Origin of the sequence: Maribacter sp. 2-571 (assembly GCF_050589625.1) — a bacterium.
Lineage (GTDB): Bacteria > Bacteroidota > Bacteroidia > Flavobacteriales > Flavobacteriaceae > Pelagihabitans.
This window is the reverse complement of record NZ_JBNGOP010000008.1, coordinates 143,568-166,246: the sequence shown is the minus strand read 5'-3', so window position 1 is coordinate 166,246 and position 22,679 is coordinate 143,568. Positions and strand designations below refer to the sequence as shown.

Genomic DNA, 22,679 nt, shown 5'->3' with positions numbered 1-22,679 from the left:
AAAGAACGGCCGTAACTTGTATATTTTTAAGGTCTTTACAAAGATTACTATTACATTAACCGGACACTATTGACTCAATACTCCATACTCCATACTTTTCACCACCTACTTTTTCCTTTTAGGCGTCCAACCGAGGGAAAGTCCGAACAAGGGACCGTATCCGGAAAGCACGCCATCGCCCCTATAATAACCGGCCCCAAGTTCCGCGGTAAAATTCAGTCCTTTTGGATACGTTCGCTGTATGCCGTAAACCATTCCGTAAAAGCCGACATTAAAATCGTTAGGCCCCTCTATATTGGTAGCTACGCGCAACTGGGAGAAAAAAATAGCTTGCGCCGCCGCAATGTAATTACCGGAATTACCGGAGACGTTTTTACGCAGCTCCTTCCGTCGTTTGAGATTATGATAGTACCGATAGCGATTGTTCCAAGCAAGGCCAAAGGCATATCCTTCCTCATACGTTGCAAGGCCAAGACCTAAGGAAGTAGATATGGTTTGGTTCCTGAACAGCCCTATTTCATAACTTACCCCGGGGCTCAAAAGGTTAAAATTGACCTGATGTTTCTCCAAGTTGATGAGTCCGTTCCCTTGTTCACTGTATTTACGTACCTGGGCATTGCCGATCGTTACCCAAACAAAAAGTATAATACCGAGTAGTTTTTTTATCATTTACAACCAGTTTTTGAGGTTTAAAGCTAAAAAGGAAAACCTACGGAAACGCTATCTTTGTGGAAATTTTAAGAAATGGAGCTGACCCGTATTCCAAAAATCAAGCATGCCGATAGCGGCAATTTTTTTTTACTTTCCGGACCCTGTGCCATCGAAGGTGAGGAAATGGCACTTCGCATTGCCGAAAAAATAGTTACGGTAACCGATCAATTGAGAATACCGTATGTTTTTAAGGGCAGTTTTAAAAAGGCCAATCGAAGCCGTGTCGATTCTTTTACCGGTATCGGGGACGAAAAAGCCTTAAAAATATTACGAAAAGTATCGAAAACCTTTGAGGTACCGACCATTACGGATATCCATACCGAGGCAGACGCCGCCCATGCGGCAGAATATGTCGATATACTCCAGATACCCGCTTTTTTGGTCCGTCAGACCGATCTGGTCGTCGCTGCCGCAAAAACGGGTAAAACGGTCAATCTTAAAAAAGGACAGTTTATGAGTCCGGAAAGCATGAAACATGCCGTGACCAAGGTTACCGACTCTAAAAACGAACAGGTCATGATCACCGAAAGGGGAAACATGTTCGGTTATCAGGACATGATCGTAGATTTTAGGGGAATTCCCACAATGAAAAAGTATGCTCCCGTGGTGCTGGACGTCACCCACTCCCTACAGCAACCCAATCAATCTTCAGGGGTAACCGGCGGTAGGCCCGATATGATCGAGACCATTGCAAGGGCCGGAATCGCTACCGGTGTGGACGGACTGTTTATGGAAACCCATTTCGATCCATCCATCGCAAAGAGTGATGGTGCCAATATGTTACATCTAGATCATTTGGAAGGATTATTGAAAAATCTCACGCGAATACGCAATATCATAAACGATTTATAGTTCTTCAAGATAGCGTAATTTTTGAATGAAAATCTGAACTCGTTTTATCAGAAATTTCAAGAAAGTAAAAAAGTCAAAAGGTAATACAATTACTACGGTTTTTTTCTTTTTGAGGTAAGCGGTTTTGGTACCGGCTTCGTAGCCCCGGCAAAAATCACGAACGATCATATATAGTACTAATTCAAATACCACCAAACCAAACCATCATGTTTTTACGAAGTATCCCTTTTATCTGTTGCCTATTGCTCAGCTTTTTCGGTTTAGCCCAAATGCCAGATACCTTTGGACGATTGAGCGAATCCGAGAAAAAAATGGAGCGTTATGAAAAAGATCCTGAAGCGCATGCCGTGGTCCTTTATGAAAGGGGCGACAACTATTTTAAGGTCATTGACAATCGTATTTTACTGGTAAAAGAGTTCCACAAAAAAATTAAGATATTCGATGAAAAAGCTTTTAAGGAGGGAACCATCAAAATATACCTGTACCACAAAGGGGCATCTACAGAGAAGTTGGCCAATATAAAGGCCGTAACACACAACGGGGCCAATCAATATAATGTATTGTCCCAAGAAATTTTCAACAAGGATGAAACGGAACGATGGCGCTCCAAAACCTTTACCTTTCCTAAAATGGAAAAAGGAAGCATCTTGGAATACAAGTATACCATTACCACTCCATTTGATTTTAATTTTGAGGGATGGCGTTTTCAATCGAACATTCCCAAGATCTACAGTGAGTTTAATGCCAGTATTCCCGGAAACTATGTATACAACCGTGCGCTAAAAGGTTCTTTGGCCCTGAGCACCAACGATGCGAAGATCAAAAAAGATTGTTTTTATGTTCCCGGATACCCCGAAGGTGCGGACTGTGAGGTATTGAAATACACGATGAAGGACATTCCTGCATTTCAAATGGAAGAGGACTATTCGCTGTCCGAAGAAAACTATATTTCGCAAATTGAATTTGAACTGTCGGAATATCGCCATTTGGACGGCACTACCTCCCGGTATACCAAAAGCTGGAAGGATGTGGACAAGGAATTCCGTTCCGATAAGGACATTGGCAGACAGTTGTTAAAGAAGGGCTTTTTTGAACGGAACGTTCCTGAAAAACTGCTTACGGAAGGAGACCCGATGACCCGTGCCAAGAACATTTACAAGTTTGTGCAAAACCATTTCAATTGGAACGAACGCTACGCCAGTTATGGCACCGCCAGGGTAAAGGACGCCTTCGATGCCAAAAAAGGCAATGCCTGGGAAATTAATATGTCGTTGATCAATTTGTTGAACGCAGCCGACATTAAAACAGATTTAATGATGATATCCACCAGAAACAACGGGCTTCCAAAACAAAAGCATCCAGTAATGAACGATTTCAATTATGTACTCGCAAAAACGACGATCGATGGTCAAGACTTTCTATTGGATGCCACGGATAAATTTTATCCCTTTGGCTACCTCCCCTATCGTACGCTTAACCATTATGGTCGGGTGATGGACTTTAAAAACGAAAGCTATTGGCAGGACATTGTACCTATGGTCAAAAACAAGTTCCAAGTGAGGGCAAGTATCAAATTCGATCCCGAGGCCGAAAAGGCGGTTGGGGTTATGGACGTTTTAACCGATGGCTATAACGCGATCAGCCAAAGAAAAAGATTAAAACGGCTTACCAAAGAAGCCTATTTGGACGAGATGCAAGAAGATGGGGAGGAAGATACTTTTGTTATTACCGACTATAAAAAGAACGACGAACGCAGTACCGACGAACGGGTAATGGAGCGCTTTTCATTTGAATTGGAAGATGTCGCCCAAGGCGACAAACTGTATTTCAATCCCTTCCTGATCCATTTTTTTGAAGAGAATCCCTTTAAATTGGATAACCGTAGCTATCCTATCGATTTTGGATATCCACAAAAATTTCGTTATCAGATCAATATCGAAGTTCCAGAAGGCTACAAGATCAAAGAACTTCCCGAAAACAAGGCGATGTCGTTGGACGAGGCAAAAAGTGTTACCTATCGTTTTAGCTGTGATCATAAGCAACGGAATGTGCTCTTAAGTTTTGATCTGGCATTAAACGGTACGTATTTCGACCCTGCGTTTTACGACTTGCTCAAAGCGCTTTTCAAACAAGCCGTCAACGACCAAAAAAACACCTTCATCATTTTTGAAAAAGTATAGGTTTCCCAATCGTTCCGTTTTGCTTTTGTCTTATACCATTTTAACTTTGAAATGGTATTATATCTTGATCGGCAAATGGATTATAGGTCGGTAACTTAGGTCACCCTTGTTTTTCGCTTTTTGGAGTACCTTTACCCCATGCGACGGTTTCTTCCCATTTTGGAATGGTTGCCCTTATATCAAAAGCAGGACCTCAAACGAGATCTTGTAGCAGGGCTTACGGTCGGTATCGTACTGGTACCGCAAGGAATGGCCTATGCCATGATTGCCGGGCTACCGCCTGTTTACGGCCTGTATGCCGCCTTGCTCCCGTTGGTCTTTTATGCCCTTTTGGGAACTTCACGGCAAGTGTCCACGGGGCCGGTCGCCATGGACTCCCTATTAGTTGCCGCAGGCTTGGGTGCATTGCAGCTTAGCGGAACGGAAAACTACATTACGGCCGCTATAGTACTCTGCTTGATGGTAGGGGCCATACAGCTTCTTTTGGGAATATTACGAATGGGGTTTTTGGTGAACTTCCTATCGAAGCCAGTGATCAACGGCTTTACTTCCGGGGCGGCGATCATCATTATTTTTAGCCAGCTACGCCACTTGCTCGGTGTTGAAATTGAAAAAAGCACCCAATTTTACGAACTGGTGGGCAATGCCATGGGAAAATTGGGCGATACCAACCTATACGACCTAGGTATTGGGCTTTCCGGTATTCTGATCATTCTGCTTATCAAAAAATGGGACAAACGCATTCCTGCCGTGTTATTGGTGGTCATATTAGGTGTTCTGTGCATGTATTTTATAGCACCAACGTCATTGGGCATCAAGATCGTGGGCGAGGTTCCCATAGGGTTTCCAAAATTCGACACCCCGAACATTTCGTTGGAATTGATTTCCCGTCTGTGGTCGATCGCTCTGGTATTGGCCCTTGTAGGATATTTAGAAACCATTTCCATAGGCAAGGCCATGGAGGAACGCAACCATACCGACTATGTAAACGCCAACCAAGAATTGATAGCTTTGGGAACCGCCAATATTGTAGGTTCCTTTTTTCAATCCTATGGTTCGACCGCCAGCTTTTCCAGATCGGCGATCAATTTTGAATCGGGCGGGCGTACCCCAATGTCCGGAGTATTCGCTGCGGCTCTGGTGCTGCTCACTTTGTTTTTTTTAACGCCGGTGTTTTATTATTTGCCCAAGGCGGTATTGGCGAGCATTATTATGGTTTCGGTGGTCGGGCTGGTCGACCTGAAGTATCCAAAATTGCTTTGGAGACTCCGGAAAGACGAGTTTGCAGTGCTCTGCATTACCTTTTTGGGAACGCTGACCGTTGGCATTACGGGCGGTATTTTGATTGGGGTATTACTTTCGCTATTGCTGATGGTGTATCGTACCTCCCAGCCCCATTTCGCAATTCTTGGAAACATCGGGGGCTCCGATTATTATAAAAACGTAAACCGTTTTGAAGGGGAGGCCCTGCTTCGGGACGACCTGCTGGTCGTCCGTTTCGATGCGCAGTTGTATTTTGGGAATTCCGCATATTTTAAAAAAATACTGTTACGCTATGTGGACCAAAAAGGAGGTGCCTTACGGGCCGTTATCCTGAATGCGGAGGCCATCAATTATATCGACGCAACGGGAACGCGGACATTGATCGCCGTAATCGAAGAACTGCACGAACGCCAACTTCAGTTTTATATCGCAGGTGCGATAGGCCCCATACGCGATATTTTCTATAGCAACGGGATTATCGATTGCTTAAGGGAAGAATGCCTCTTCGTAAAGGTAAAAGAGGCGGTCGCCCATTTTGACGATCCCAGATATGGGACGCCTTTACAGGATAAAATTGCGCATCAAAACAAAACATCGACGGCCGAAGACCTGCGATGAAATGTAAACACTGTTTTTATGGCCTTCAAAAAAGTAAGGTCGTATCAATTTAAAGAAATGCTATGACGATCGAACAAATTTATACCGGATGTCTCGCCCAAGGGGCCTACTATATCGAAAGTAACGGGGAAGCTGCCATTATAGACCCGCTTAGGGAGGTGACCCCTTACCTGAAAAGAGCGGCAAAGGACAACGCAAAGATTATGTATGTTTTTGAAACACATTTTCATGCCGATTTTGTAAGCGGTCACGTTACCTTGGCCGAAAAAACAGGAGCTCCCATCATCTACGGGCCAAACGCCAACCCGACTTTTGAGGCATTGATCGCAACGGACGGGCAGGAATTTAAGCTTGGCAAAACCACTATTAAAGTACTGCACACCCCTGGGCACACCTTGGAGAGCACGACCTATCTTTTAAAAGATGAAAATGGAAAGGACCATGCCATTTTTTCCGGCGACACGCTTTTTCTTGGCGATGTAGGCCGTCCGGACCTAGCACAAAAGGGTGCGATGACCCAGGACGATTTGGCCGGATTGTTATACGATAGTCTGAGATCTAAAATCATGCCCTTGGCGGACGATGTAACCGTATACCCCGCCCATGGGGCCGGATCGGCCTGCGGTAAAAACATGATGAAAGAAACGGTAGATCTTTTGGGCAACCAAAAAAAGGTCAATTATGCCTTACGGGCCGATATGACAAAGGCCGAGTTCATTAAAGAGGTTACCGATGGTTTGGCACCTCCCCCGGAGTATTTTCCGTTGAACGTAAAAATGAACCGCGAAGGTTACGAGGACATTTCCGAGGTTTTGAAAAGGGGGCATACGGCACTCGACGCGGAAGATTTTGAAACGGCCGCCAACACCACCGGCGCAGTGGTGCTCGATGTACGCCATCAAAACGATTTTATAAACGGCCATATCCCAAGGTCCATATTCATCGGGCTCCATGGCGATTTTGCTCCATGGGTGGGTGCGCTTATCGCCGATACGGAACAACCGCTCTTGCTTATTGTTCCAGAAGGAAAGGAAGAAGAAACCCTGACCCGTTTATCCCGTGTTGGGTTTGATGGTACCATAGGATATCTAAAAGGCGGTATCGAAGCTTGGAGGCATGCCGGAAAAGATTTGGATACCCTGGCTTCCCAACCAGCTGCCGAGGCAGCCGAAAAAATAAGAAATACGGAACAACCGGTCTTTGATGTGCGAAAAAAAGAGGAGTATCGTGCTGAACGGCTTACCGAAGCGGTAAACACACCATTGGGCAAATTGAATTCATATCTGTCCAGCTTCCCAAAGGGCGAGTCGTTTTTTATACATTGTGCCGGAGGGTATCGTTCGGTCATCGCAGCATCTATTTTAAAGAGTAGGGGCATCCACAACATGGTCAATATCGAAGGAGGTTTCAATACATTGAAAACAGATGGTCTCGAAACCGTTGGTCAAGCATGCTCCGGAAGCTGAGCGATGAGTGTCCATAGTCAACTAATACCAATTGCACCGATGATGATATGCCCTATGAAAACAACACGGGCAATTGGAGTATTATTTTGTGCGATTGTACTAAAAAAAGACCTAATTCTTTCCGATATTTGCAAATGTTAAAGAAATCATAATATTTTTAGGGCCAGCGCTTTTTAATTAACTATCTTTAATAAGAATTACTTTACGAAAAAATGATCAAAGACTTTATTGAGAAAGTTGGAGTCATGAACATCGTCATGCTCCTGGTAGTCATATCGATTATACTTGTCTCGGAATACAAGTTCCTTAGCGGGGACAAACTGGATGCTATTTTTATCGCATTTTGGGCACCGACCATACTTGGTTTTATGAATTACTTTAAGGATAAAAAATAATGGATTTCATTTTGATATATTCCATTTTTGTTTCGGTCATTTTTTTGATCTGGATGCTCTTTATCATCCGCATGTATCGAAAACTAAGAGAATAACCGATTTAAGAAACGACCGTTTCCGATAGCGCAATGCAATTCCCCTTGCCTTTGTTCAAGTAGGCACGAATGATACTCTCCGTTTCCAGTGTACTCTTTTGGGCCATCAAAAACCCTTCGATATCGCTTTCGTTCCGGATGGGCACCTCCTTATCGATAAATCCATAGCCGCAATACGCCCCATTTTTCAACAATACAAAAGCTTCCTCGGATAACGAACGTCCCTTTTCCTTGATCAAAATAGTTTCTTCCGCGTTCGCCCCAATTTCCGAAATGGCATCGTGCACCCTATCATTATATTTCTCCGTAGCTTCTTCCCCGTTACAGATACCTTTGCAGCTGGTCAATAAGTAATGCGAGCACGCCCCTGAGCCTTCCTGAAGCTGACAAAACCTAGGGCATAGCGCATACCGGTCGCAAAGCTCCTGCAAAAAGGAACGACAGGCCGTTATGCTATAAAACGTAGCTAAGGGAGCCGGCACCAATTTCAATTTGTTGAAGGCCAAATGCAACACCCCTCTCCGGTTTTCATATGCAAATATCCCATAAGAGGGCACGGCTTTTTTTTGGGCCCTATTGTATTTGGGAAAGTGTTTTTTAATTGCCGTTGATTCCATTAAGAGTGCCAAGAGGTTACTTCCCGAAAGTTCAAAATCAATATGCGCGGTCTCTTGGCATAACCGTACCTCTTTGTTGGATTTATCGTAAAAATGGCCCAATACCCTTTTCTTGATATTGATGGCCTTGCCTACGTAAATAATAGTACCATTTCCATCGCGAAAATAGTACACCCCTGCGGCCGAAGGCAATTTTAAAAATGTTTCCTTGGGCAATGAAGGCGGTAAGGTAGCTTCTTGTGAACGGGCGTTCAAAAAGTTTTTAAACACTTTTTCGGCACCATGGGCACGCAATAATTTTTGGAACAATAATACCGTAGCGTGCGCATCGCCCCTGGCACGATGCCTGTTTTCCAGTGGTATGGAGAGCGCGGTGCATAGTTTGCCCAAACTATAGGAACGGTAGCCCGGAAGCAACTTTCTGGAAAGCCGTACGGTGCAAAGTTTTTTACGTGAGAACTCCAGACCAATGGCCTGCAGTTGGTGCTTTATAACATTGTAATCGAAGTTGACGCTGTGCGCCACAAAAATACAATCCTTGGTAATTTCTAAAATTTTGTTGGCAATTTCCTCCAGCTTCGGAGCACCACGAACCGTTTCATTGTCGATACCGGTCAATCCAGTAATAAAAAAAGGGATTTCACATTCGGGGTCTACCAGTGATGTAAACTCGTCGACCACTTCATATCCGTCGAACTTAAAAATGGAAATCTCGGTAATCCGGTTGCCCTTTATACCGTTCCCTGTGGTCTCTATGTCTACGATACAATACATCCAACCCTAATTGATAAGATAAAGTTACACTATTTTCAATATCGATATGTACAATTAAACTTCTGCAATGAGACTAAACCAAAATGTATTTAAAATCAAGAGACCTATAGGAAATGAACTAGATGCTTTTTAATAGTATATCAAAGGATAGGGAATCTATTGACAGAAAGCTGTTTTCTATACCATAAAGTTGTTGATCGTCAAGCGCTACCGCCGACCTGTTGGAGATTTGTCGCTCCGCGTGTTCGGAGGAAAGACCTGTGTTAAAGTGAATCCTTTCAACTTATGATTGTGACCAATGAAAACGGCATATTATCCAATGCCCTAGTCTTGAGCTCAAATTTTTAACGCTTTTGGTTCTGAAATAACTTAAAACGGGAATGGAGCTTGCCCGGTTTCCGAAGTACCCGATTCAAATAATATTCAGCTTACTTTTTGAAGCAATAGTTGATCTGCATCATGTTCCGCTACAAAAAAATAGGTCGTATCGGTCATGTTAAGGTCCTTCAGAAGCGCCTTATCAAAAACCTTATCAAAACATTGTTTAAAAAAGTGCAATGATTTTAATACCAAAAAAACTTTCATGTCGCTTATTTCATCTTCAAAATCGCAATCATCGATTTCCACATCGCAAGCATCAAGCTCTTCCATTTCCATATTCAAGGCCTTGTAGCGTAAGTTTCCATAATTTTCAAAAACAGGATGTTCAAAGGAAAACGATTCAGAACTGTGGACCTCTATTCCTGCGTAACCATTCAATGTTAATGTTCCCTGGCTTGGATTCACATAAAACACAAATGCCTGCACAGCGTCGCTATAGGTTTCGTTGTTTAACTGCCCCAACAGTTTTGTTATTCCGTTCAACAAGCCCCGTTCCTCATTATTTACAGATTGCAGCCCTTTGTTTAAACTGCTGAATACTTCCTTCAAATACTCTCGGATACTCTCATTTGTGCTATCATCATCGGCCTCTTCAAAAGTATCGATGCTACTCTTTATCCTTAACAGTTCTTTGCTTAAATCTGGCATATAGTTTTGGCTATTTTGGAATTCCTGTTGCGGTGCCCTTGTTTCGTTGAACGTTTTACTAAAACACCATTGTATCAAAGAACGACCCAACAAGATATTTAGTATGTAGGTAAGATTATCCTTTTGTAGCTCTCGTTCGTAAAACAATTTCTTGATGAAGAAATACTCTAATAGAATTGTCGTTTCCTTTTAAAGGGTAGGTATCTCAAGATGAAAAGCCCCTAAAACGTTTTATAAAATGCGGTAGTGTTCTCTTTGAAGTACCAGCTGTTCGGTTCGGTTCCCCCGTTTTTTCGAAGATCGTACTCCAAAATAGGGTTCACGTGATAGTTAAGGTTTTTGAGGGAGTAAAAAAGCGTAAAATGTTTATTGTTGATATCGTCCATGATATTTCCCAGGTCCTGGCCCTTTAACCGTAAGGCCGCTAGCTCGATCTGTTCCGATTCGGCCTCTATCCGTTTTCGCCATTGAAAAACGTTGAGACTGCTATCTACCTTGGGGTTGGCAATGCGATCTTTGAGGGTGAGCCCCAAACGGGTAACCGCCTGCGCATCGGTTTTGTGCATGGAAACGGACTCCGGAATCTCGTATCGGTTGTTCCTATGCTGTTCCAGATATTCCAAATAATAGAGCTGAAAAAGGTACTGGCGCGTGCCATCGGCATGCAGGTGTAGCTTCATAGGCACCCAATGCTCCGCGTATCGGGGGCTTTTAAACGATAGTTTTACTTTTCGGGGAAGTTTTTCCGCACTCAAAATAGAAATGGTAATCGGTACCAATTTTCTGAAATTCACATCATCGGCAAAGGCTTTGGTTTTTAGACCAAGGGCTTTTTTAATGGATACAAAGGCATTTGTACCCAGCAATGCAAAGGGCGCTACCGTACCGCCCAACCCACCGACAAGAAAAGAGGGAAGGGCCGTTAATGCCGTACGCTTCCATAGTTTGTCGCCAAACAGGCCTACTACCCGCCGTGCACTTGGTTTATAAAGACGATCATAAAGGTCGTCGGCAAACCGATATTCCTTGGTATAAAAGGGCAGTTCCAGTAAGGTTCGGGTATACCGCGCTTCTATCATGGACAGCTCCGACCCGCCAATGACCGCAGCTTCGCCAGGTTCCCGAAACGACTTTAAGGGGTCTTCCTCCCGAAGGGACAATAAGGTACTCAACCTTCCGTATTCAAAGGCATACTTTCGCGATTCCAATGAGGCAAAACCGGCAAACGCCTCTACCTCACTGCCCGGTAATTTGATGGTGTATAAGTTCTCGGGCATTACCGGTAATACCGACAACTGCTCCGCTTTCTCGTTTTTACCGACCGTACCCAGGGAAAAGTCGGCCACCATTCGGAAAATGGTCTGGGCAAACAAATTGATCCTTACTTCCGCGTCTTCCTCCGAAACCACATTCGCGTTCAACACCCCATAAATCTCCTCCATACTAGTGCTGTTGGCTATTATGGCATTGTGGATATCGGTTAAAACGGGAATGGGCACCGTGATCGGATCAAGCCCATGGCGTTTGCAATTTTGAAGCAGTTCATTTTGAAAATAAGTAAGCACATCGCGAGTACCCAAGGGAATCAGCCCTTCTTGCAGATTCTTATGAATTTTATCAAAAGCCGATTTTACAAGGGCTACCGTGAGGTTCCGAAAACTACTTGACTCGATGTAGTCGAACAATTGGTCGCGAAACCTGAGGTTCTCCCGAACGTCGGCAATACGGTGTTCTTCCTTTACGCTGCCCTGGTTGGCAAGCACTCCTACCGTATCCAATACATTATCAAAAAGTTTGCTTACCTCCCCTTTAAAATTCGTTCTCCGTTCCTTGGTAACGACAGCGGCAAACGAACGTGTGTTAAAGGAGTTGTACTTTTCCTCGCGAACCGCGGGATCTACAAAAAGTACAAGACGGTCAAAATCCTTTTCTTGGTTTCCAAAATCCTGAAAACTGGCTATTCTAAAAGCCTCCTTAATGGGTTCGTTATTAAAGGTTCCCCCGTCAACATATGGAAAGTTGAAGGAATCGTAATCCATATAATTGTCCCCGTTCTCATTAAAAAAACTTTTTTTTCGATGGTCTCGTTGCGGTAGTTGTTTTAGTTCCTCCTTTATTTTTTCGAACACCTTGGGCCAGGTGTTGTTGGGAAATTCTTCTTTATAACGTTTTAACAATACCGGTTCAAATGCGATGGGAAAGGCACCACAGGCCAAAGCGGTAGCGGTAATCAAGCGCCACGCTTTTTTTCCGTTTAGGTTCAGATGCATCTTTTGATCGTCACCACTCTCTGAAATCTGGAACCAACAAGGATCCGTTGTTTTCTTTCCCAAATGCTCCCTATCAAAAACAAAATCGATAACACGCAATTCGGTATGGTTTTGGGAACCGGTAGACTTGATCACGTTTTCCTGTAATCGCCTGCCCGGGATCCCGGGATCCGTACCCAGTTCCATTGGCAACATATTGGTAAGGGAACAGGCCAGCACTACCCTTTTGGGGTCTAGCAGCTGTCGGTTGTTTAGGTCAATTTCATTATTCGCAACAGGTACCACATAGTCTTTCGCCAAAGCGACCAATAGGTTTCGATCCAATAGGCCAAAAGAACTGTGTGGGTCTTTTTTTGACTTTTTTGCCACCTTTTCCCCGAACAGCGCCTTACTGTCCAAAGCGGTCACCCAAATTTGGCGCTGCACCTTTTGTGCCATTTGTAGGGCCACCAGTTTTTCCCTGATAGCCGTATCCGCTGGAAGGGCATTTTTATCTGTATTAAAGTAATCGTCCGCGATTTCCTGAAGCAAGGAATCATAAGACACCTCGGATTCCGAATTGCCCTTCTTGGCATTAAAGATGGTCATTACCCTTTTGTAATCCAGTAATGACCGTAATAAGATGACCAGGGCAATGGCACCGGCACTGGCGCCGCTCATCCCATCGATTACCACATCGGTATAGGGCATGCCCTTTTTATCACGCCCAAATAGCAATAACAATTTGATCGCTTCGGTAAGCGAAGCCCCTGAAAAAGAGCCTAAGGATACTCCCCCACCCATGGCAAGGCATACTTTAACTTTTTTTGACATCACTTGTGATTGTATTCGTTTTCAAAACCCCGTCTTGCCTAGCTACCTACTTCATATCAGGTTAGTATAGGGGCACCCCATCCGCTAAAACTAAGGTACTCAGTAAACTTTAAAAGGCTTACATTTTAAAAGGAAAATACCTTGAATTTTCCAATTTACCGTTTCCAAAATTGGGTCAAAATAATACCATTTCTGGTGTTAAATTACGCAAATAAAAACCAGGGATTTTTTGGGTAGGCGAAAAAGAAAATCCAAGCATAGCAATAGCTATGGTTAGCTTTTATTTTGAAGCATACACGGAAAAGAACAATTTTTAATGGGTAATTTAACATCAGAAATGGTGTAATATTGGTGCTTTTTGAAAAAGCACTACCATTACGCCTCCCCGTTCGTTAAAATAGCGGGACAAGTCCCGCTATTTTTTATATTTATATTATATGGCGTCTTATGAGCCTTGGTACTTGACAATCATTACCAAATCCTTGATGCTGTCCCGATCCGCATCGGCAATGTCGATTTTAAACAGACTATCCAAACTAAGACCCATCGTTTCGTTGATACACAACTGCCAATCGTCGTTTCGGTTCAAGACCAGATCGGTATCGTCTACCTGAATGGTTATCGCTGCCGGATTGTCCTGTACCTCGGCAATGAACATAACATAGTCCACCGCCAAGTTCAAGGGTTGTACAAAATAGGGCAAACGCTCTTTTTTCACTTCGGCATTTACCGTTCCGGTTGTCGTGAGCAAGTGCCATTCGTTCGGCATTTCGTATTTAAAACTTATGGCTTTATGGAGCCCTTGTTTGTTCAATTCTTGGGCCATAGTCCCTATTTTTTCCACCAAGGTGGTCTCGGCAAGGTTTCGCAAGGTACTGCCACCTTCACGTGCGGTATAGTTCACATGTACGATAATATCCCTAATGGTGTTGTAATCGAACTGTCGCACTTCGGACGGGAGCTCAAATCGCCATGAGCTAACGGCACCTTTTCGTTCGAAAGGCAGGTAACGTTCGTCACGAAAATTAAGTTCGAACAACCCACTATCGTTCTGTCCTTGGCTCGTGGCAACGGATTGTATGGTTCCGATGTTGTAGGTGAAACGGGAATCGTTCCCTGCAACTTCCTGATACTCTTCCAAGGGTGTGGCGGCCCCTTGGGCCTTATCGGTATTTTTACGGTATTTGTTGGCCACCAAGGACAACTTGCCGCTTACCGAGGTATATGGGCCGGCGATACAGGGAATGGATATGCTCACCGCTTTCAATCTTCTAAAATAATGTCCGGGATGGTCCATATCAAAAAGCGCTTCCGGAATCTCGAAATCACAGGATCCCGTCGCTTTTAATTTGGTCAGTGCCAAGGGGTCCAACATATCCAAGGAAACATGCTTTGTAAGCTCATACTCGCGTTTGTCATTATCGAGATAGGCAACTTCCATCCGTTTCAAGTCGTACAACAATTGATCCGAGGCCAACAATCCTTTTTTCATACTGTCCCAGTATCCAAAATCGATAAAGGTATCGGTATTGCCCAATTCGTGCTGATAGCATTTTTCGGCCTTTTTGGCCATGTCGAAGGCCAATTGGTACGCTTTGAAGTATACTCCCGTAATTTCCCCTACCATCCATTGGTAAAGTTCTTTATGGGTATACTTGTCCTTCATAAAGTCATCGTTCTTTTCGTTGTTCTCGATTTGGATATCATGGTTATCCAAATCTTTTTCATTGCGTTCCTTGCTAATTTCGGCAACAACGATCTGTTGGTCCATCTGTTCCAGTTCTTTATTGGATAGGTGTTCCTGAAGTTTCCAATCGTCCCATCTTCTATCGTACCCTCCCAGTATGGAAGCCCTATTGGCCTCGTAATTGGCTACGCTCGAAAAAATATTGAGTACGCTGGAGGCGGCGCTGGCCGCTTCCGCCAAATTGGAGCCCCCGAAGGTGGCATGAAACGCAGGGGACCCTCCGGCACCGTGCCCTCCTATATTAAAGTCGGGAATCAACCCAAGGATAGCACCGGTCGCCTGAACGATCTGGGAAGCAAACTGAAAATTTTGTCCTTCTGCCAGTTTGTCCAGGTTCAGTTGTTCGTTCGGGATTATTCTTTCCACTTCCTTATAATAGGAGTTTCGTTCTTCGGTTACTTTCTTTCCTTTTTTGAGTACCGTTATCTGCTCTTCCGCTTCCTTGATCTGTAATAGTTTTACTTCTCGCATTTGCTGTAGCACCTTTCGCTCCAAACTGTTTCGCAATAGTGCCATTTCCTCCGCATCCTTTTTCTCCAACGCCTGTAACAGGGCATTGCCCAGGGCACGAACCTCTTGTACCAACTCCGAGGTCTTCTGGGCCAAAACATTGAAACGGTAATGGGGCAAGGGGGCATTGAGGCCACCGAAAATTGCCGAAATATCCATTCCGGCGGCAGCGGCCTTTACCAGGGCCCCCGGATCTATAGGTGGTGAGAACAAGGCCAAGCTCCGCTCCACGCCATCAATGTTTTGACAGTTTCGGATCTTAAAGAGACGGTCGGCTATCAAATCCCAATAAGAGAGCATTTTATCGTTCTGCGGAATACAAAAGTAGAGGCTTGACAAGGTCGTCGGGGGCGGTGGCAATTCCGCACCCTCCTGGGGCAATACCGCTAGGTCGGGTATCAGGTTTTCCAAAGTCACCAAGGCATTCCCAAAAGCGTCCAATTCGTTCTCTATCTGATTATAGGTCTGGTATGGTGGTTTTACAATGGATGGTACTATTCTTGGCTTTTTGCCCAAAAGCTTGTCGGCCAGTACATACAACTGGGTCGCCTGTACGATGGACTCCATGGTATCCATACCAAACTGATTATCGCCCCAATCGATAAGGTTTTGGATGTAGTTCATCAGTACCGTCTTCTGATATGCCACGGGTCTAAAACGGGCAACGGTATGGGGTCTAAACGGTTTTTCCCTCCATTGTCCTATCGCGAACTCCAGTTCCTTGATTTCCGGTGTGTTCGGATCGGCCACCTTGTAGAGCAAGGTATCGATGCGCTGGTCGATGTAATCGTCCGAATTGTGAAGGAAAAACGGTTTTGTTACCCAATACTTCTGGGGCGCACTGCCTTCCAAAGTACCTGTAGGGTCGAACATGTAGTGGTACCACTGCATGGCCTCCTCAAACTTTTGATCTTGGCGCAACCGATTTGCGATCATCAGGGGAGTATGATAAAACAACTCCCAATTGTAGGCGGCATAACTGCCATCACTATCAAAATTCAAATCGGCTACCGGATAGGGTTCCACTACCGGAAATGCCGGATCAAAAGTGGCCTTAAAATCAAAAGAAGTTTGGGTAAGCTGCACTTCTCGCTTCATAATACCCGCAACACCTTCATTATAAAGGGTCCTACGAATAAGACAGATCAACGGATGGTAAAGGTTCTTATATTGCTCCCCTATCCTTAAGCCACGGTATCCTTGCAGTTCTTCCTTGATATGGAGCGTATCGGGATCGTTCTGAAATTCCTCCACAAAAGCAACCGGATCCTGATTCGGGTCTTGGTTCCATTTAACGGTATATTTCTGAAAGAGTGCAAACATTTCCAACAGCAACCTATGAATATCGGAAAAGGTCCTTTTTACCGAATACTCCTTGCCTTGATCGTCTTCTTGAATACCATACATTCCGGGAACAATGGCGAAGGCACGGTCACTGTCCTCAAAAAAGTAAGGAAAAAGGGTTCCCAGCGGCAGTTTGGCAAAACGTGAATGTACTTTTCCACTGGAAGCCGCTGCGGAAATCAATAGTTGCAGCAGGTATCCGATGATATCGAATACATTCAGTTGAAAAGGATGGGTAATCCGGAAAAGGCCGGGCGTTTTTCCCAAACGTTCCTGAAAACCAAAAAATGTAAATAGGTTGATGACTACCAGGTTGTCAAAACTGTCTCCACCGAACTCATGATAGCGCTGTTTTTTTAAACGCGTATCATTGATATCGGGGAAAAAGTCGGGGAAATTTCCTTGGTTGGTACTGATCAACTCTGGATATCCCTGACAACCGGCGATGTTAAAGACACCATCGGTGGTGTGGAATTCCGTGTTTTGATCATAATCGGTATGGAATACGATAATATGTTCCGAAAACGGTTCATAAATGAAATTGAACTTTGAGCGATCCAAGTCGTTCTCGTCCTTGGTATAGTTTTTTGGGGTAACGATGCCGTCTTGTGAGATTTTTTTAGGTTTCCACATACCGTTTGCAAACTGACTGATGCCCAACTGAATGCGCATCCTTCGTTCGGGCTTGGTATCCTCCGCATCCATAGTCGATTCGGTATCGGAAATGGCCGGAACCAGGGCCTGCTCGTTCGGGTTGTGTTCCTCGCTGAACAAGGGCCAGGCCAAATGTAGGCGACCGTTACGTTTAAAAGCCAATAATTGATCACTAGAGATATCCAAAGCAACCTTTTCCCAAGGTGTCCAGTACCGTTCCCCTTCAAACCTGCGGTAATAGTATTGCGCCGGATCACCGCCTTTGGTCCTGGCAAATACGTGCATGGTATAGGTATCGACCTCGTAGTAGGCCGTCATTACTTCCAAGAAGGCGATATCATCCAGTTTTTCGACATATCTGATTACCGCATCTTCTGTGGTGTATTCGTTTAGCTCGTTTTGGAGCAGTTCGTTTTCCAATTCCTCGAATAGAAAGGACTTGTCGTCGAGCAGTTCCGGCATAATCCAGTTTTCGGGATAAAGGAATACTTTTCGGTTGGCCTCCCATGGCCGATACAGTCGCATCCATTTCCATTGGTCCCAGCCCGTATCGTTCTCCACATCAGCGGCAGTTTCGGGTTCCAATCCCATTAAACAGCGCTGTACGAACAGTTGTATGGTTCCATGGGCCTGCACGATCCGCGATGAAGGCATACACGCTTCCATTTCCGTATCCACTAAAAAATAATCGTACAAGTGTTCCGTAGCCTCCATATTGGGGTTGACCGCGAGTAGGTATGTGGTAAGGGCATCCCTTTTCTGCGGACGTATGGCATCCATAATTTCCTTTAAGGTGTCCAACCAAAGACTATCGGTGTAACTAGACTTTAATGCTACCCGCAGAGCAGCGGTATCGGTAGCGGTCAGTTGGGGTTTTATAAATTGTATGGCATCGGCTACCGTTATGTTCATCTTTCGTAGCAGCTCCATACATTGTTCCATTTGCATCCATACCTTAGGATCGGTGTAGGAATTAAGATTGGGCGCCGACCATCCAAAATGGGCGTCCAACGCTTCTAGTTGTGCGCGGTCGTAGGCCGTTAGTACCGAAAGGGCGTCGAACCAGTCCGAATTGGCCGTTGCCACTGTGGGATCCAAGAGGTCCAATACCGAGCGAAAGGTAAATGGCGCCGTAGGATCGGCTGGATTTTCTACCGGTCCATACTTCTTGGAAAGGTCCATTAGGAGTATAAAACTTTCCCAAGTGTCGTAAGCGACCGGATTCTGCCCATTCTGATATGGAATGGTTTCCAAAAGAAGCCAGTTGGGAACCGCACCGATCTGTAACCACCACAGCAACGCTTCTTCTTCCAATGCAAAAGCGGCCCATAATGGCAACAGCTTATGGGTTAAGCGCAAGGCCCTGTATTGGTCGGGATAGGCACCTTCATCGATTGCCGGAAGTGTGTCGATGGCGGCGGTATCGATAAGGCTAGTATCGGTCAGGATATCCAACAAGGTCCCCGCCGCCGGTGCAGGTTGTCCCAATTTCGACAAGCTGATCACATGGTCGGTCAGTGTGGTATCGGTACCGTAAGCTTCGGATAACAATTGGGTAATAGCGGTCTTTTTTTCCAAGGTGAACAAATAGTCCGAAATCGCCGCTGTTATCGTTTGTATAAATACTTTTTGTTCCGCTTCCAGATCGGGAGCGATCGCCGCTTGGGCGGTCTTCACACTGGTCGTATCGAAAAAATCCGCAATATGGTCGTCAATGTAAGTCGCCGCGGGCGGATTGTTGGGCGGGTTCCAATCGCCTTGTGCCATCCGCACGAAAGTGTTCGCAATTTCTTCGGTGATGCCAGGTAGGCCCTGTAATGCTATTTTGAATTCGACCGTCAATTCCTCAACGGACAAGGTATCATCAAAGTTGGAAACTGTATTTAGGTATGCATCCCGCACGGCACCTTGCAGGGCTGTCAATACTTCCAAAATCCGGGTATCGGCCATGTTCCTGAGGTCGATATCCGCGGCTTGATGGCGTAACATGAACCGAACATCCTGAATTCCAAGAGGACTTTTCTTTGCACGGTCCAAGGCATCTAAAAACTGATTATAAGAAGCAGTATTCGCAAAGAAATCTATGGCGGTAAGTTCTCGATAGGCTAAAAAATCAGCTATGGTCATTTTTCTTTTTTGACATAACCTTACCGTAGCGAAGAGCATACTTAGATTGCCCCAATTGAGCTTTCCATCGGTTATTGCAATCAAGGCGCCCAGCTCTTCTTCGGAACGCTGAAAGATGAGGGAAAGCGAACCCAAGACGTTTTTTAGCTGCCCGGACCCATCGATTTTCTCGGGAAAAAGGCCCTCATCGACCACTCCATTTTTGGCGGTATCCAAAAACACCTCCTGATATAAGGGAATAGCGTCCGAATTCGTTTTTAGGGTATGTGGTATAGTTCCGAAACAACCTATTAGTTCGGTGTTTTTTATACCGGTACGCTCTTGAATGTTCGCCATCTCGGCCATCAAAATGATGGTCCGATCGTTCAGGGTTCCGTTACCCAAATTGGTCTGCTCAACCATTGCGTCCAGCACATGGAAGGCCCAACCCGTTTTTTTCCATAACCGCAGAAAACGGTGTATCCTATCGAGCATGGCAACATCAAGGTTGGCGATTTCTTTTTGGGCGGTATCACAGGAACTGTCCAAATGTTTGATAAAGGGGTTGTCCACTTTGGCGATAAAACCAAGTTCCAAAAGCTCCGCCAGTTGTTGGTAGGTCAATCCCGTTTTATCCAACATCTTGTCTACCACCTTCATTGTCGATAAAAGGGCAGGTGCGGTGGTGTTCCAGTACTTTTGCTGCCCTGCGGTATCGGGCGTAACGATAATAATACGTTCCTGTTCGGTGAGTCCTAACCGTTCCGCGGCTATCGCCTCTTTGACCGGTGCGCCAGCGGTCTCGAAGTCGTTCATCATTTCCGCTCTTTTTAGATCAAAACGGGAAAAATAGGCTTTCGCTTCGGTATGGTTCAGATCAAACGGTAGTCCGAACGCAAACTTTTTGGTATTCAATTCCGTATAGGCCCCTGCATTCACATAGTAGGGTGCCGCGGCCAATGCCGCTGCACTTCCATAGGTTTGCCGCAGTTCTTTAATGTTCCATTGGTTCGGCCCGGTATTGGTGATTTTACAAACAAGCGTTTTGTCCCGTAAAATAAAATCCCCATTAACGTCCGGCGAAAAAATAGTTGCCTTTTCGGTAATTTTAAAGCCCGCCGTTTGCATCGCGTTAAGCAATACATTGGTTACGGCCCCTTTGGCAATGAGCCCGTTGAAAGCGATCCCTGTGGCCGGACTTACCTGCTCCTCCAGTAACTCGCAAACTAGGTCGATATAGGGTACCGGGGTATTTGCATTTTCGCAGCTCAGGTCAAGGTCCCCGAGATCCGGTCTTCGTTCGAACAGCTTATCCTTGGCCAAACTTCCATAGGTAAAAGGCGTAGTAGTGGTATCCACTATGGCGCGTTTGTCCAAAAACTGCAAGGTCTCCACCATATAGGCCGCAGGACTATAGACCGAACGGCAATGTTCGCACTCGCAAAGGTCCGTAAGCTTGAAAAGGGATTTCAGGTCTGGGAAGTCTTCCCCGACCTTTTCCATATTCGCCTTTAAATTTGCCGGATTCAAGGCCGGAATATCCACCCTCCTTTTTGCCGCCTGTAAATCACCGGCTATTAACATGGTGGCGGTATTTATGCGTTCGGCCTTTTCGTAAGTAGCCTTTGCCTCGTTAGCGTTCATTCCGACTTTTGGTGCGATCTCCTTTACAAAACGGGTCTTTCCAAAAGAAACGATTCCCTGGGCGGAATGCACGTTATTTTTTTGCAATCCCTTGATGTGTTCGTAGCGAGGGGTGAGTCTAAAAAGGCGCTGGTGCTGTTTTATTTTTGCTTTGACCGCATCGTCTTTTGGGGCGCTTTTTTTATTTTTTTTGAAGTAAAGATCCAATTTGGTCGTGGCCAAATCAACAGCTTTGTTTTTTTCTAAAAAAGAAAGTACTTTTTTGTCCGATGGTTCCAGTTCTTTTTCTGCCCTTAAACGCTTTATGTAGGCTTGCGAAGGAAATTTTGCTTCCAGCTTTTTTACGAGTGCCCCGGAATGATAGGCGGCCAGTTTTTTGCTCATTGTTTTTCCTGCAATGGTAAAACCGGTTTCGCGTTTGGATAACTTTGCCTTCCACTCCTTGGCCTCCAAAAACACCAGGTCTTTTAGGTCCTCTGTTTTTTTTATGCCCTCTTCGGTCTTTACCTGTTCCAGAATATCATCGTCAAAACCCAGCAGTTGGGTTAGCATTACACTCGATTTTGCCAACTCGCCATCGTCCTGGTTATTGAATACGTTTTCTTTTTCCATGCTTCCCAAAAAAGCATCAAAGCTTCCATTGGCCTGGGCAAACAAATCACCGATCTTGCCCAACTTATCGGAGATTACAAAGCTGGAAATGCTGTTCAACAGTTTTGTTTTTTTCGTCTCCTTAGTATATTTTTCCGCGGCTTCCCTAAACTTTTGTAGTACGGCCAAAATAGACCTCAATTCCTTTTTGACGCCCGATTTGATCCGTTGTTCTTTGATCGCCTTACCGATATCCTTGGTAATGGTTTTTTCGTCCAACAATACAATGTCGTAAAACAAGGGTTCCAACGCGGTATCGACGGTAATTGAAAAACGCACATGTAACAAATCTGCCATTTCCCTTTTCATCAGGGTCTCGGTCCTAAAAAGACCATAGAAAAATGCCGGCTCGATATCATACTTTTCGGAAAGGCGATGCGCAACGGTCAAATAATGCAGGTGCCCCTCTTCAATATTACACTCGTTGCTCAAAAAAGAAAGGTCCTTGGTCTTTTCATTTTCTTCTAGGGCGGCAATGGAAAGATTCCCACGTACGGTAGCGGTATCGGTAACATAGGCCGTAAACTCGTCATGTTTTCGGGGCACCTGCTGCCGGAGTTGCACGGAAATGTGTTCCGTTCGTTTTGCGTTGAACCGTACTTCTGCCATCGAAGGTTCAAAAAGCAACTTTTTACCATCGCCAGAAAGCACTTTCACCGCCAAATCGGGGTACTTTTTTTCGGACCTCATGAATTCTTTGGGATCATAGCGCAATTCATAGTTTCCTTTACGATCGGTACGGATTTCACCGATCAACTGTTCGGACCTTAGGTCTTTGTCAAAAACCTGTACCATCAATTCTTCCAAAGGAAAACCTTGAAGATCGGTAACAGTTCCATGTACTCTGTGCTTACTTTTTGTAGTTGCCATGATTTGATTTTTTATGTTTTAAATTTTCATTTTTTATGGAATGGCACTTTTTTAAAAGGGCCGAAATTTG

Annotated in this window: 10 protein-coding genes; 5 read left to right on the top strand and 5 right to left on the bottom strand. The window is 44.8% G+C overall.

The genetic code is table 11. The features are described from left to right. Positions 1-105: 105 nt before the first annotated feature. Positions 106-669 carry a hypothetical protein gene (locus ACRD7P_RS08245; RefSeq protein ID WP_430907069.1) on the bottom strand — a complete coding sequence of 188 codons (564 nt, stop codon included), beginning with the start codon at positions 667-669 and terminating at the stop codon, positions 106-108. A 75-nt stretch (positions 670-744) separates the two neighbouring features. On the opposite strand from ACRD7P_RS08245, the gene kdsA reads away from it, so the two are divergent. From kdsA to ACRD7P_RS08220, 5 genes are all read left to right on the top strand, one after another. Further along, a complete protein-coding gene (kdsA, locus tag ACRD7P_RS08240) occupies positions 745-1,563 on the top strand; it encodes a 3-deoxy-8-phosphooctulonate synthase (RefSeq protein WP_430907068.1) in 819 nt (272 codons plus the stop codon). Positions 1,564-1,769: 206 nt separating this feature from the next. Continuing rightward, positions 1,770-3,743, top strand: a complete 1,974-nt coding sequence (locus ACRD7P_RS08235; protein WP_430907067.1) for a DUF3857 domain-containing protein — start codon at positions 1,770-1,772, stop codon at positions 3,741-3,743. A 138-nt stretch (positions 3,744-3,881) separates the two neighbouring features. Continuing rightward, positions 3,882-5,624: a SulP family inorganic anion transporter gene (locus tag ACRD7P_RS08230; RefSeq protein ID WP_430907066.1), complete on the top strand. Its 1,743-nt coding sequence runs from the start codon at positions 3,882-3,884 to the stop codon at positions 5,622-5,624. 62 nt (positions 5,625-5,686) lie between these two features. Next, positions 5,687-7,090 carry an MBL fold metallo-hydrolase gene (locus ACRD7P_RS08225; RefSeq protein ID WP_430907065.1) on the top strand — a complete coding sequence of 468 codons (1,404 nt, stop codon included), beginning with the start codon at positions 5,687-5,689 and terminating at the stop codon, positions 7,088-7,090. 212 nt (positions 7,091-7,302) lie between these two features. Continuing rightward, positions 7,303-7,485 (top strand): hypothetical protein, encoded by a 183-nt coding sequence (locus ACRD7P_RS08220; RefSeq protein WP_430907064.1) that lies wholly within the window; start codon positions 7,303-7,305, stop codon positions 7,483-7,485. 100 nt (positions 7,486-7,585) lie between these two features. Here the strand turns inward: ACRD7P_RS08220 and ACRD7P_RS08215 are convergent, their stop codons facing one another. From ACRD7P_RS08215 to ACRD7P_RS08200, 4 genes are all read right to left on the bottom strand, one after another. After that, positions 7,586-8,971 carry an exonuclease domain-containing protein gene (locus tag ACRD7P_RS08215; protein ID WP_430907063.1) on the bottom strand — a complete coding sequence of 462 codons (1,386 nt, stop codon included), beginning with the start codon at positions 8,969-8,971 and terminating at the stop codon, positions 7,586-7,588. A gap of 423 nt (positions 8,972-9,394) precedes the next feature. Further along, positions 9,395-10,000 (bottom strand): hypothetical protein, encoded by a 606-nt coding sequence (locus tag ACRD7P_RS08210; RefSeq protein WP_430907062.1) that lies wholly within the window; start codon positions 9,998-10,000, stop codon positions 9,395-9,397. A 221-nt stretch (positions 10,001-10,221) separates the two neighbouring features. Next, positions 10,222-13,083, bottom strand: coding sequence for a hypothetical protein (locus tag ACRD7P_RS08205; RefSeq protein ID WP_430907061.1), 2,862 nt, complete (start codon positions 13,081-13,083; stop codon positions 10,222-10,224). Between the two features lie 445 nt (positions 13,084-13,528). Beyond that, on the bottom strand, positions 13,529-22,609 hold the full coding sequence (locus tag ACRD7P_RS08200; RefSeq protein WP_430907060.1) for a neuraminidase-like domain-containing protein: 9,081 nt from the start codon (positions 22,607-22,609) through the stop codon (positions 13,529-13,531). Positions 22,610-22,679 lie beyond the last annotated feature (70 nt).

Bases quoted from the DNA above. Each gene is read 5' to 3' on its own strand.
- ACRD7P_RS08245 (WP_430907069.1), bottom strand. From the start codon at position 669: ATGATAAAAAAACTACTCGGTATTATACTTTTTGTTTGGGTAACGATC.
- kdsA (WP_430907068.1), top strand. From the start codon at position 745: ATGGAGCTGACCCGTATTCCAAAAATCAAGCATGCCGATAGCGGCAAT.
- ACRD7P_RS08235 (WP_430907067.1), top strand. From the start codon at position 1,770: ATGTTTTTACGAAGTATCCCTTTTATCTGTTGCCTATTGCTCAGCTTT.
- ACRD7P_RS08230 (WP_430907066.1), top strand. From the start codon at position 3,882: ATGCGACGGTTTCTTCCCATTTTGGAATGGTTGCCCTTATATCAAAAG.
- ACRD7P_RS08225 (WP_430907065.1), top strand. From the start codon at position 5,687: ATGACGATCGAACAAATTTATACCGGATGTCTCGCCCAAGGGGCCTAC.
- ACRD7P_RS08220 (WP_430907064.1), top strand. From the start codon at position 7,303: ATGATCAAAGACTTTATTGAGAAAGTTGGAGTCATGAACATCGTCATG.
- ACRD7P_RS08215 (WP_430907063.1), bottom strand. From the start codon at position 8,971: ATGTATTGTATCGTAGACATAGAGACCACAGGGAACGGTATAAAGGGC.
- ACRD7P_RS08210 (WP_430907062.1), bottom strand. From the start codon at position 10,000: ATGCCAGATTTAAGCAAAGAACTGTTAAGGATAAAGAGTAGCATCGAT.
- ACRD7P_RS08205 (WP_430907061.1), bottom strand. From the start codon at position 13,083: ATGTCAAAAAAAGTTAAAGTATGCCTTGCCATGGGTGGGGGAGTATCC.
- ACRD7P_RS08200 (WP_430907060.1), bottom strand. From the start codon at position 22,609: ATGGCAACTACAAAAAGTAAGCACAGAGTACATGGAACTGTTACCGAT.